A 12,172-nucleotide genomic window follows, 5' to 3' on the forward strand; every position below is an offset into this window, starting at 1 on the left:
GCGCCATCGCGCCGTGGGATAATTACGAACTGTGGCGTAAATATCTGCAACAGTAGGGTTCCAAGGCATTGGAACCCCCGCAAGACTACGTAGATGAGTGCGGCATGCCATCGTCAGACCATTCAACGTCACACCATCCGCAATGCATGGAGTGTGCCACGCAGATGCGCCGGCTGCCGCGCAATCTCGGCCGCGGCCTGATCTGGATCTACCGGCACGCGCTGTCGCCGCTGGTCGGCTACAATTGCCGGCATCTGCCGACCTGCTCGGTCTATGGCGATGAGGCGATCGAGCGCTTCGGGCTGTGGGCCGGCGGCTGGATGACCTTGGCGCGGCTGCTGCGCTGCCAGCCTTTCGGGACATCGGGCATCGACAATGTGCCATCGTCGAAACCTGACGGCGCGCACTGGTACCTGCCCTGGCGCTACGGCCGCTGGCGCGGCGTCAACGACAGCCATTGAGCGGTTTGCTGCGCCGCTTCCAGCCGAGAGCATTTTCCGTTCCGATGGAATCGGAACGGAGCTCTGGTTTTTGTTCTGACGCGTTTTCTTCACGCGAACCGGTATCCACGTCGCTCGAAAACGCTCTCATGGCGCATTGCAGGCGCGCGGAACCGAAGCCCATAGTCACGCATTGTTTCAGTGCCCCCTTGGGGAGGAAACAACAATGCGCTGGAAAATCAGCCACCATGATCACGGTCACGATCCCCGGCAGGTCGACCTCTTGGCCGTGCTAGCCCTGCTGGTCGTGATCGTCGCCGCCTACGGATATTTCATCCATCAGCCGAACCGGCCGAGCACGACGGCGTTCATCGTGCCGAGCCAGAGCGTGAAGTGGTGAGGCGCAGCGCGCCTGCAAAAGCTAACGCCAGAACCAGAAGCCGTCGGGCGGCGGAGGTGGTGGACGCGGGCGGCGCGGACGCGGCTTTGGTGGCGCTTCGGGGGCCGCCTCCTCCGTCGCGGCGGCCGCCTCCGCCGGCGCAGCGCCATTATCGGGCAGCCTGACCGACAGCAGCAGATTGGATTCGTGCTGCCGCCAGCGATAGCCGATGCCGAAATCGATCGGTTGCGCGCGGTGGAACAGCTCGGCGTAGGATTTTTGATAGCGGCCGGGGAATTTGTCGATCGGGCCGAGATAATGGCCGAATGGGAAGAAGCGCCACGCCTTGGCGTTGTAATAGGTCAGCGGAATGCCGGAATCGTCCTGGATCACGGTCGCGCTGTTGGCGAGGATGAAGTTGCGCACCGTCGAGAAATTGCCGGCGTGCAGCAGATAGGACGCGCTCTTGATCAGGCTGTTGCCGGGCGCGAGCGTCGCGCAGAATTTCAGGAAGCCGCTCGACTTGACGCCCGAATTGGAGAGATCGGTCGAGAAGTAATACAAGGTCTTCTCGACGCCGTCGGCGCCGGCGAAGGTGATGCGCGTGCCCGGCGTCTTGCTGTGGGCCGGCACATCGGCGCCGACCACGAGCGTGCCGTTGTCGTCGATCGCGACCGGCTTGACGTCGCGGATGGTCTTGCCGGCGCGTGCGAGGAAAACATAGAGGATCGGCAAGGTGCCGCTGACCCCGCCCGCGTGCAGGTCGGTCTTCATCTGCTTGGTGATGAAGAAGGAGAAGCTCAGGATCGATCCGAGCGAGCGTTCGACGCTGTGCAGCGACGCAGCGGCACCGCCGCGCGTCAGGTCGGGCACGGCGCCGGGCGGCTCCAGCGCGCTCAGCACGTAGGTGGTCGCCTTGCCGTAGAACGCATCGGCATAGAGGAAGTCCGGGCCCGAGAACATGTAGAACATGGTCGGCTTCGGCGCGGCGAGATTGGCGTCGGACCAGGCGCGGATCTTGGACAATTGCCGCTGCTCGAGCTGGGCGAAGGCGGAGTCGAAGAACTTCGCGTGGCGCTGCCAGACGGCATCCTTGGTCAGCGGCGCCAGCGGCGAATCGGCCGACGGCGGCATGCCGGCGAGGAAGCGCGCGGTGTCGTCGGCCGTCGCCTCGGCGGCGCGCGCCGCCGGCGCAAGCGGCAGCAGCAGCACTGCTGCCAGCGCCAATAGTCTCAACGGCAATGACATGCTCATTCGCTACCCGGGCGTTCGGTCGGGGGATGATCGGGCCGCTTGCGGAAGATCGCGTAGATCACGAGGCCTGAAACCATGATCAAGGACCCAAGCGCCGACTGCAGCGGGCGCTGCGTCAGAAGATAGTACATCATGAAGGCGGTCACGAAGAGGAAAACCAGCGGCGTGACCGGGTATCCCCAGGCCCGGTACGGCCGCGGCAGCTCGGGATGGGTGATGCGCAGCTTGATCACGCCCGCCACCGTGAAGAAGGAGCAGAACAGCAGCGCGAACTGGATGAAGTCGAGCACCGCCTCGAAGCTGCGCGTCAACAGCATCAGGCTCGCCACCGCAAGCTGGAACAGGATCGCATAGGCCGGCGCGCCGCGGCCGGAGCGCCGCGCGAACACCTTGAGCGCGGGGATGTCCTCGCCCATCGTCATCATCACCCGCGGGCCGATCCACATCATGGCGCTGATCGAGGAGATCAACCCGACGCAGATCATCGCGCCGACGATGCGACCGCCGAGCTCGCCGAAGATGTAGCTGCCGGCGATGCGGGCGACGTCGAGCTGGCCGGCGAGCTTGTCGATCGGCGCCGAGTGCAGGAACACGGCGTTGAGCGCGACATAGAGCACCAGCACGATCAGCGTGCCGGTCAGCATCGCGCGCGGCAGGTTGCGCTCCGGCATCCGCATCTCGCCGATGATGTAGGTCGCCGCGTTCCAGCCGGAGAACGAGTACATCACGAACACCAGGCTGATCGCGAACGGCGCGCTCGCCACCTGCGAGAACGCGGCCTGTGACGGCGCGAACGACACCGGTTGCGGCGTCGCGATCGCAAAGCCAGCGGCCAGGAAGGCCACGATCAGAACCACCTTGAGCACGGTCGCGACCAGCTGGAAGGTCGAGGAATGCTTCACCCCCGTGAGCTGGATCAACGACACCAGCCACACCACGCCGACGGCGAGCGCGGTCGGCGGCGCATCGGGCAGGATGGCGCGGCCATATTCGCCGAACGCCATCGCCGCCAGCGCGACCGGTGCGGCAAAGCCGACCGTCGCCGACACCCAACCGGCGAGGAAGCCGAATGCCGGATGATAGGCGCGACCAAGGAAGTTGTATTCGCCGCTGGAGCGCGGAAACATCGCACCGAGCTCGCCATAGGAGAACACGCCGCACAGCGCGACGATGCCGCCGACGGTCCATAGCAGCAGGATCGAAAAGCCGGACGGGATGTCCTTGACCTGGAAGCCGAGGCTGGTGAAGACGCCGACGCCGACCATGTCGGCGACGACGATCGCGGTCGCGGTCAGGACCGAAACGGTCGAGCCAGTGCCGGGAAGCGGGCCGCGCAGCGCCGCGCTTCCCGTGGGTGATGCCGCCATCTCGACCAGTCCTTCAAGCCGCCGAACGCCTGAGCATTGCATGGTGCAGACTCGCGTGGCGCAATTCAAGCAGTGTTAACAAGGGTTTAATTTGGCATACCAAAAAGGTATTTTGACACCGATTGGCGATCTCAAGAAAAGAACGCCCAATTGCCGCGAGTTCCGACGCGAAGGGCTCCCCACAATCAGGACATGATTGAATGGTCTTATAATGCCTTCCGGATGTGGGGAAACGCTCCGGACGCTTAACGAGACCTAAATACTGACGAGCTGAAATATGCCGCTTGTCGGTGGGTTCGAGGCAATTTGGGGATGTTCGGGGCACAGCCGAAATTGGCCAGTGATGATCGTGCGCGCTGGGTGAAGATACCCGGCGCGACACGATTTGCGCTGTCGCGCGCCCGGCTTGCAGCCGCCTGCCTCTTGATCCCGCTCACCCTGCCGCTCGCCCAGTGTGGCAAGGCGCCGAATGTCGACATGATGGCGGCCAACACCCAGCCGGCCGGCGGCGACACCTTCGAGGACCGTTTTCCGGCGCCGCAATTCAAGGACCGCTTCCCGACCGAGAAGGAAAGCTTTGCGCCGTATCAGCGGCCCGTCGTCGCGGCAGCTACCCCGCCGGCGGCAACGCCGCAGAAGCCTGCGCCCTCCCCGGTCCGCGTCGCCTCGATCGCGCCGACGCTGACGCTGCCGCGCCAGACCGAGCGCGAGGAACTGACCACGCTGGTCAGCATGAAATCATCCGCCTTCCCGTATTTCGGCAACAACCCGAAGACCGACGCGCCGTTCCTCAATGTCGGCAACGGCGACCGCCGCGGTCACCGCAGCTACTCCGGCCGCGTCTACTGGCAGAACGAAACCTACAATGACAGCCGCGTGCTGGTGCACGTGCCGGAGAGCTTCGACATCAGCAAGCCCGGCGTGATCGTGGTGTTCTTCCACGGCAACGGCGCGACCCTGGAGCGCGACGTGCGCGACCGCCAGCTGGTGCCGCAGCAGATCACCGAGTCCGGCCTCAACGCGGTGCTGCTTGCGCCGCAGATGGCGGTCGATGCCGCCGACTCCAGTGCCGGCAAGTTCTGGCAGCCGGGCGGCTTCAAGCGCTTCCTCGACGAATCCGCCAGCCAACTCGCCCGGCTCTATGGCGATCCGCGGTCGGCGCAGGCGTTCGCCAACATGCCGGTGGTGATCGTCGGCTACAGCGGCGGCTTCCTGCCGACGGCCTGGAGCCTCGACGTCGGCGGCGCCACCAACCGCGTCCGCGGCGTGCTGCTGCTCGACGCCGTCTATGGCGAGCTCGATAAGTTCGCCGCTTGGATCGAGAAGAACCGCACCGGCTTCTTCATCTCGTCCTACACCCACTACACCAAGCCGCGCGATCGCGAGCTGATGTCGATGCTGCGCAACAAGGGCATCACGGTCAGCGAGAACATGGACGCGCCGCTGCGGCCCGGCAGCGTGGTGTTCGTCGAGACGCGCGACGGCATCACCCATCGCAGCTATGTGACGCAGGCCTGGACCGAGCTTCCGATCAAGGAAGTGCTGACGAAGATGGCGGCGGCTCCCGCATTGACGCGGATCGCGAGCGCGCCGGTGCCGACGAGCCGCTGATTGCGCTATTCGGCCGCGGCCGCGGAGGCTGCCCGGCGCGGCCGCGTCGCGATCACGATCGCAAGTGCGGCGGCGACGAAGGCAGCCGCGACATAACCCGCGGTGAACAGCCATTCGCGCGCGAACAGCAGCCCGCCGATCGCCGATCCAATGGCCTGGCCGACATACAGCACCGAGGTGTTGAGCGAGACCGATGCCGACGCCAGCTGCGGCGCGGCACCGACCAGCCGCACCTGCTGCATCGAATTGGTCGAGGCGAAGCCGAGCCCCCATACCGCAACCGACGCGGCCATCAGCGCGTAGACGCCGGCGCTCAGCGCCCAGCCGGCGACGCCGGTCAGCAGCAGCGTGGTGAACAGCAGCGAGGTCCGCCACGCGCCCCAGGAATCCACGATGCGGGTCGCGACCGCGATGCCGACGAAGCCCGCGACGCCGTACAGCGCGAACACGACCACGATGGCATCGGGGCCTGCGCCGGTCAGCCGGGTCAGCAGCGGTCCCATGAAGGTGAACACCACGAACTGGCCGGACATCTGCAGCGTCGTGACCGACAGCAGCAGGATGATCAACGGATTGCGGCCGAGATCGAGCCAGGTCCGCAGATCCACCGGCGCACCATGCAATTTGCCGGGCAGCCGCCACCACAGCAGCGCGACGCTGACAAAGCCGGTCAGCGCGATCGCGCCATAGGCGGTGCGGAATCCGTAACGGCTGGCGATGAAGGTGATCAGCGGCAGCCCGACCGCGGCCGCCAGCGACCAGCCGAGGAAGATGTAGGCGATCGCGCTGCCGCGCTTCTCCGCGGGCACGATCAGCGCCGCGGTGCCGGCTGCCTGCGGCGTGTAGATCACGCCGATCGCGAGCATCACGATGCGGATGATCAAGAGGCTGTCATAGTCGGGCGCGAAGGCCGACGCCGCGTTGGTCAGCGCCAGCACCAGCAACGTCGCCGTCAACAGCGCGCGGCGCTCGATCCGGCTGGTCAGCCATGCCGTCAGCGGCGAGCCGACGCAGAGCACGATCGCGCCGAAGGTGATCAGGAGGCCCGCGGTGTGGATCGAGACGCCGAGGCCGTTGGACAACTCGGCCAGCATGCCCGCCGGCGCCATCACCGAGCAGCCGGTGACGATATTGCCGAGCATCAATGCGGTGGGAGCGAAGCGTTTCACGGGCGGCGTCTTAGCAGATGCCGAGATTAATGCAACTGCATCTAAATGCATGGCGCCGATCGGTCGCGCGGCCTCGCCCTCAGGGCTGCGGCGTTGCCGATGGTATCGCGCTCGCCGCCGGCAGGCCGGCGGGCTTCGCGGCGGCCGGCGCTGCCGGGCACGACGCCACGAGCTGCGTCCATGCCGGCGCGAGGCCGATCGTGTCGATCTCGAACTTCGTCATCGTCGCCTTGCCGTCCGGCATCGCCGCGGCTTCGCGGACCTGTAGCGATGGCGACGCCGCGATCGCCTTGACGCCGTCGGGCGCGACCGAGCCGCTCCACACCTCGTATTTGCCGAACCGCACCAGGGATCCGCCGATCTCGTCGGAATTGTCGGCGCCGGCCGCCATCACGATGGATTTCTTGCCGGCGGCAGCCTCGTCGAACTCGCGCACGAACATGAACGGCACGCGATTCCTGTTCTCGCACAGCAGCCGCCATTCCATCATCCGGAAGTTGGCGCCGTCGTCGCCGCGCCTCTCCATCGCGATCTTGCGGATGTAGGGATGCTCGCCCTTCTCCAGCGTCCACATGGTTTCAGCCAGTGGCCGCGTGTCGATGCCGAAGCGATAGAGCTCCGGCCGCGTCAGGGTGTGGTGGTCCTCGAACTTCACGGTCCGGATCAGGTCGTTGAGCTCGCGCTTGATCCCCATCGCCGCGACGAAGGCCGCGCGATCGCGATCGGCCGTCACCATCTGGCGCTTCCTGTAATCGGCGACCAGCTGCGGCGGCGGATGACCGTGGACCACCAGCGTCAGCCTGGAATTATGCACCGCCATCAGCGCGTCCGGCGCCACCGCGCGGTCGACGGCGCCGAGGAACAGGTAAGTGCAGGCCGAATTGCACATCGCGTTGCGGGTGACGAGCTCGGCCTCGATCTCGCCGGCGGCATTCTTGATCTTCAGGCATTTGGCGTCGACCTGCGATGCCGCGCAGGCCGGCACGATGCTGCGGCCGACCCGGGCGATCGCCTTGCGGGTGCGCAACAGCCGCGCGATGGCATAAGACTGCTCGACATTGCCGCCGGGCGAATGCAGGAAGATCGGACGCTGCGTGTCCTTGACGCCGGCAAGGAAGCGGCGGATCCGCGCCGCCGCGTCGCGATCGATCTCGCCTTCGATGGCGATCCAGCGGTCGCAGCCGGCACCGCAGGCGTTCGCCGCCCCTTTCGCCAGATAGATCGTGAGTTTCGGCGCATATCCGGCCTTCTCGGCCGGCGTTTCCGCCGCCAGCGACACGACAGGGATCAACAGCGCGATCAAAAGAAACAGCAGACGGACAGACATGAAACTCTAGCGTTGCCCCAGCGGAAATCGCTCGGGAAGTTAAACGATGATCGGCACGGCCGAAAGCGGCGATTTTCTTGATATTGCCGGATTGCAGGTGCCAAATCCCCTGCTATACCGCTGCTTTCCGCTTACCTGCGCTCGTTCGCAGGAGTGAGCTACAGGAGACATCGATGTCCGAGACGCCGAAATCCGAATCCGGATTCCAATACAGCCTGTCCAACCTCAAGCCCGCCGAACCCGTGCACAAGATCGCGATCACTTTCCCCGACGGGGCGACACGCGAATTCCCCAAAGGCACCACCGGCCTCGACATCGCCAAGGGCATTTCGCCCTCGCTGGCCAAGCGCACCGTCGCGATGGCGCTCGACGGCACGCTTGCCGACCTCGACGATCCGATCGAGCAGGATGCGAAAATCGAGCTGATCGGCCGCGACGACCCGCGCGCGCTGGAGTTGATCCGGCACGACGCCGCGCATGTGCTCGCCGAAGCCGTGCAATCGCTGTGGCCGGGCACGCAGGTGACGATCGGCCCGGTGATCGAGAACGGCTTCTATTACGATTTCTTCCGCAACGAGCCGTTCACCCCGGAAGATTTCGCCGCGATCGAGAAGCGGATGCGCGAGATCATCGCGCGCGACAAGCCGTTCACCAAGGAAGTATGGGACCGCGAAAAGACCAAGCAGGTATTCCGCGACAAGGGCGAGGCCTTCAAGGTCGAACTGGTGGACGCAATCCCCGGCAACGAGCCGATCAAGATCTACTACCAGGGCGACTGGTTCGATCTGTGCCGCGGCCCGCACATGACCTCGACCGGCAAGGTCGGCAATGCCTTCAAACTGATGAAGGTCGCGGGCGCCTATTGGCGCGGCGATTCCAACAACCCGATGCTGACCCGGATCTACGGCACGGCGTTCGCCAGGCAGGAGGACCTCGACGCTTACCTGAAGCAGATCGAGGAAGCCGAGAAGCGCGACCACCGCAAGCTCGGCCGCGAGCTCGACCTGTTCCACTTCCAGGAGGAAGGCCCCGGCGTGGTGTTCTGGCACCCGAAGGGCTGGACCATCTTCCAGCAGCTGATCGCCTATATGCGGCGGCGGCTGGTCGGCGACTATGACGAGGTCAACGCGCCGCAGATCCTCGACAAGGCGCTGTGGGAGACCTCGGGCCACTGGGACTGGTACCGCGAGAACATGTTCGCGGCGCAATCCGCCGGCGACGAAGCCGAGGACAAGCGCTGGTTTGCATTGAAGCCGATGAACTGCCCGGGCCATGTGCAGATCTTCAAGCACGGGCTGAAGAGCTATCGCGACCTTCCGTTGCGGCTCGCCGAGTTCGGCGTCGTGCACCGCTACGAAGCGTCGGGCGCGATGCACGGCCTGATGCGGGTGCGCGGCTTCACCCAGGACGACGCGCATGTGTTCTGCACCGAGCAGCAGCTCGCCGATGAGTGCCTCAAGATCAACGACCTGATCATGTCGACCTATTCCGATTTCGGCTTCGAGGGCGAGCTCACCGTCAAGCTGTCGACCCGGCCGGACAAGCGGGTCGGCACCGATGAGATGTGGGATCACGCCGAGCGCGTGATGGCGACGGTGCTGCACGAGATCCAGGCCAAGAACAACCACATCAAGACTGAGATCAATCCGGGCGAAGGCGCGTTCTACGGGCCGAAGTTCGAATATGTGCTGCGCGACGCCATCGGGCGCGACTGGCAGTGCGGCACCACCCAGGTCGACTTCAACCTGCCGGAACGGTTCGGCGCGTTCTACATCGATCATGACGGATCGAAAAAGGCGCCGGTGATGGTGCATCGTGCGATCTGCGGCTCGATGGAGCGCTTCATCGGCATCCTGATCGAGCACTATGCCGGCAACTTCCCGCTCTGGCTCTCGCCGACCCAGGTCGTGGTCACCACCATCACCTCCGAGGGCGACGAATACGCCAAGGTGGTCGCGGCCGCTGCGCGCCGCGCGGGCCTGCGGGTCGAGATCGACCTGCGCAACGAGAAGATCAACTACAAGGTCCGCGAGCATTCGCTGGCCAAGATCCCGGCCCTGCTCGTGGTCGGCAAGAAGGAGGCCGAGACGCATTCGGTGTCGGTCCGCCGCCTCGGCAGCGAGCGGCAGACCGTGATGCCGACCGACGAGGCGATCGCCGCGCTGGTGGACGAAGCGACCCCGCCCGACGTCAGGCGGACGCGGTCGGTCGCCTGAGCTTCACAATCGGTCTAAATTGGCTTTCGCAGGCCCGGCCGTGTCCCTATCTCGGGGACACGGCCACCCAGTTCCTGAGGACATTTTCGTGCCCGATGCCATTGAACTCCTGAAGACCCGCCGCTCGATGAAACCGCGCGAGATGACCGGGCCCGGCCCGTCGGCGGCCGAGCTCGAGACCATCTTGACGATCGGCGCGCGCGTGCCCGACCACGGCAAGCTCGCGCCCTGGCGCTTCGTCGTGTTCGAGGGCGAGGCCCGCGCCCGCGCCGGCGACGTGATCGCAAAGGTGTTTGCCCGGAAGAATCCCGGCGCGCCGGCCTCCGACATCGAGGTCGAGAAGAAGCGCCTGACCGATGCGCCGCTGGTGATCGGCGTGGTCTCCTTCACCAGGCCGCACCCGAAGGTGCCGCCGTGGGAGCAGGAATTGTCGGCCGGCGCGAGCGCGATGAACATCGTCACCGCGGCGAGCGCGCTCGGCTACGGCGCCTGCTGGCTGACCGGCTGGTTCGTGTTCGACCGCGACGTGCTCGACGGTCTCGGCCTCAAGCCAGACGAGAAGCTCGTCGCCATGATCCATATCGGCACCCCGACCAGGCCGAGCGAGGATCGCCCGCGCCCTGCGCTGTCCGACGTCGTGACGCGTTTCTAGGACGCGGAGCGCCCGAATTCGGCCTAGCAATGCCGGATGAAATCGTGCAATGTTGCAGACATTGCCGGGAACGAAACTGGGCCTCGGTACCTGAGAGATGATTGTGCTCCCGCCTTCGTGCCGCAGGAGCTGCTCTCGTGAGCAACAATGCCCGTGAATTCATAGATTTCTGGATCGCGAACAGCGTCCATGCGCGCGAGCCGCGCGGCGCCTTGGGCGCCGAACAAAGCGTGCCTGCGCTAACTCTCCGATGCGGGGAAATGGCTGCTTCCGTCGGGTTGTCGAAAGCGACCCTCGACGAGGAAGTCGGTGATCTCTCGAACTACATCGGCTCCAGGCTTGCAGCAGCCAATCAGCTGGAACGCGAACGCCCCGAATAATCGGCGGCGAACAATGTAAAGGACGCGACTATGGCAACTGGGACCGTGAAGTGGTTCAACGCCACCAAGGGCTTTGGCTTTATCCAGCCGGACGACGGCGGCAGCGATGTGTTTGTTCACATCAGCGCAGTCGAGCGCGCCGGTCTTTCCGGCCTGGCCGAGGGCCAGAAGCTTTCGTATGAGGTCACGGTAGACACCAAGCGCGGCAAGAGCAGCGCTGAAAACCTTCGGGTCTAGTGTCCAAGGCGACCGGCAGTCTGCCGTCGGCGCAGACGGCGAGAGCCGAGAAACAGCGCTTGGCGAAGGAAGAAGGCGCCCGGGCGATCGCAGACGTGGCCAAACAGGACGCCGCGATTCGCACCAACATGGCGCGCCTGCGCGAGTTGAGGTTGGCCAAGGAGTCAGCTGAGCCGATCGCCCAGCTGAAGCCGAAGCCGAGACCAAAACGGTGATCGAGCTAGCGAGCGCCAGCCGGGGCGATGCTCCGGCCTAGGGGCGCCGCCTTGCGCTCGACGGCACCCGATCGTTGGGCTCCTTCAAGCGAGCGGCCATGACGCGCTATTACTTCGACATCAAGGACGGCCAATTCCTCTATCCCGACGAGGAAGGACTGGACCTCAGCGATCAGGCCGCGGCCGCGGTCGAGGCGGCGATGTCACTCGCTGATTTGGCGAAGGATTTGACGCCGCTTGATGAGCGCCATGACATGGCGATCGAGGTGCGCACCAGCGACCGCCCGGTCTTCAAGGCCGCATTCATCTTCGATCCCTTGAAGCCATAGCGATCGGTTCCCGGCCGAACGGCCTATGCTTCCGGCCCGCATCCGAACTCCGCCATTGTCGATGACGCAGCCCTTGCAAGCCCACGGAGCTGAGTCGAACCGCAATCGCGCTTTAGCAGGCTTCGGCGATTGCCGCGGTGACCTGAGCCTGCGTGTAGGGCTTCGACAAGAACCGCCCTCCTTCGGGGATGTCCTGCAGACCCACGGTGACGTCGCCTGAGGTCGCGATGATCTTGACGGGCGGCCAACGTCCGCGGATCGTTCTTGCCAACCGCAAGCCGTCCATCGAGCCCGGCATCTGCACATCGGTAAATACGGCAACGATGTCGTTGCGGCTCTCGAGGATCAGTATGGCCTGATCCGCGTCGGTCGCCTCGATGGTGTCGAACCCGGCTTGCCTGATCATATCGACAGCGTTCAGGCGGATGAGGAATTCATCCTCGACAACCAATACGACACCCGCCTTCCTGCGCGATATGTTCACGTGGGCATGGGCTTTCCACCTTCCGGTCCTGACCATGAGCACAATATGCGGGGCGCTGGATTGTTCCACCAAGTTTCCGTCGCTATTTCCGGTAACGGTGCTTAAATGCACG

Annotated in this window: 14 protein-coding genes; 9 read left to right on the forward strand and 5 right to left on the reverse strand. The window is 65.0% G+C overall.

Annotation, left to right across the window (positions count from 1 at the left end):
- The first annotated feature begins 146 nt into the window (after positions 1 to 146).
- Together yidD and IC762_RS22605 are read left to right on the forward strand one after the other, a co-directional pair.
- Entirely contained in the window at positions 147 to 461 is a 315-nt protein-coding gene (gene yidD / locus IC762_RS22600) for a membrane protein insertion efficiency factor YidD (RefSeq protein WP_195790239.1), read from the forward strand.
- 205 nt (positions 462 to 666) lie between these two features.
- Positions 667 to 840, forward strand: a complete 174-nt coding sequence (locus IC762_RS22605) for a hypothetical protein (RefSeq protein WP_195784428.1) — start codon at positions 667 to 669, stop codon at positions 838 to 840.
- 21 nt (positions 841 to 861) lie between these two features.
- Here IC762_RS22605 and IC762_RS22610 read toward each other — a convergent pair whose 3' ends face one another.
- Together IC762_RS22610 and IC762_RS22615 are read right to left on the reverse strand one after the other, a co-directional pair.
- Positions 862 to 2,067, reverse strand: coding sequence for a hypothetical protein (locus IC762_RS22610; RefSeq protein WP_195784429.1), 1,206 nt, complete (start codon positions 2,065 to 2,067; stop codon positions 862 to 864).
- A gap of 2 nt (positions 2,068 to 2,069) precedes the next feature.
- Complete coding sequence (locus IC762_RS22615) at positions 2,070 to 3,440, reverse strand: APC family permease (protein WP_195784430.1); 1,371 nt, start codon at positions 3,438 to 3,440, stop codon at positions 2,070 to 2,072.
- Between the two features lie 312 nt (positions 3,441 to 3,752).
- On the opposite strand from IC762_RS22615, the gene IC762_RS22620 reads away from it, so the two are divergent.
- A complete protein-coding gene (locus IC762_RS22620) occupies positions 3,753 to 5,051 on the forward strand; it encodes an alpha/beta hydrolase (protein ID WP_195784431.1) in 1,299 nt (432 codons plus the stop codon).
- 5 nt (positions 5,052 to 5,056) lie between these two features.
- On the opposite strand, the gene IC762_RS22625 is transcribed toward IC762_RS22620, so the two are convergent.
- Together IC762_RS22625 and IC762_RS22630 are read right to left on the reverse strand one after the other, a co-directional pair.
- Positions 5,057 to 6,271: an MFS transporter gene (locus tag IC762_RS22625; protein ID WP_195784432.1), complete on the reverse strand. Its 1,215-nt coding sequence runs from the start codon at positions 6,269 to 6,271 to the stop codon at positions 5,057 to 5,059.
- A gap of 28 nt (positions 6,272 to 6,299) precedes the next feature.
- Positions 6,300 to 7,547 carry a hypothetical protein gene (locus IC762_RS22630; RefSeq protein ID WP_195784433.1) on the reverse strand — a complete coding sequence of 416 codons (1,248 nt, stop codon included), beginning with the start codon at positions 7,545 to 7,547 and terminating at the stop codon, positions 6,300 to 6,302.
- A gap of 173 nt (positions 7,548 to 7,720) precedes the next feature.
- Here IC762_RS22630 and thrS point away from each other — a divergent pair, with 173 nt between their 5' ends.
- The 6 genes from thrS (at position 7,721) to IC762_RS22660 (ending at position 11,576) form a co-directional block, all read left to right on the forward strand.
- Positions 7,721 to 9,763 carry a threonine--tRNA ligase gene (thrS, locus tag IC762_RS22635; protein WP_195784434.1) on the forward strand — a complete coding sequence of 681 codons (2,043 nt, stop codon included), beginning with the start codon at positions 7,721 to 7,723 and terminating at the stop codon, positions 9,761 to 9,763.
- An 88-nt stretch (positions 9,764 to 9,851) separates the two neighbouring features.
- Positions 9,852 to 10,415, forward strand: coding sequence for a nitroreductase family protein (locus IC762_RS22640; protein WP_195784435.1), 564 nt, complete (start codon positions 9,852 to 9,854; stop codon positions 10,413 to 10,415).
- Positions 10,416 to 10,552: 137 nt separating this feature from the next.
- Positions 10,553 to 10,795: a hypothetical protein gene (locus tag IC762_RS22645; protein ID WP_195784436.1), complete on the forward strand. Its 243-nt coding sequence runs from the start codon at positions 10,553 to 10,555 to the stop codon at positions 10,793 to 10,795.
- A gap of 30 nt (positions 10,796 to 10,825) precedes the next feature.
- Positions 10,826 to 11,032, forward strand: coding sequence for a cold-shock protein (locus IC762_RS22650; protein ID WP_195784437.1), 207 nt, complete (start codon positions 10,826 to 10,828; stop codon positions 11,030 to 11,032).
- A 59-nt stretch (positions 11,033 to 11,091) separates the two neighbouring features.
- Positions 11,092 to 11,247 carry a hypothetical protein gene (locus tag IC762_RS22655; RefSeq protein WP_349629724.1) on the forward strand — a complete coding sequence of 52 codons (156 nt, stop codon included), beginning with the start codon at positions 11,092 to 11,094 and terminating at the stop codon, positions 11,245 to 11,247.
- Between the two features lie 98 nt (positions 11,248 to 11,345).
- Positions 11,346 to 11,576 carry a DUF6894 family protein gene (locus tag IC762_RS22660; RefSeq protein WP_195784439.1) on the forward strand — a complete coding sequence of 77 codons (231 nt, stop codon included), beginning with the start codon at positions 11,346 to 11,348 and terminating at the stop codon, positions 11,574 to 11,576.
- Positions 11,577 to 11,688: 112 nt separating this feature from the next.
- Here the strand turns inward: IC762_RS22660 and IC762_RS22665 are convergent, their stop codons facing one another.
- Positions 11,689 to 12,054, reverse strand: a complete 366-nt coding sequence (locus IC762_RS22665; RefSeq protein ID WP_246801682.1) for a response regulator — start codon at positions 12,052 to 12,054, stop codon at positions 11,689 to 11,691.
- Positions 12,055 to 12,172: the final 118 nt, after the last annotated feature.

It is taken from the genome of Bradyrhizobium genosp. L, assembly GCF_015624485.1.
Taxonomy (GTDB): Bacteria; Pseudomonadota; Alphaproteobacteria; order Rhizobiales; family Xanthobacteraceae; genus Bradyrhizobium.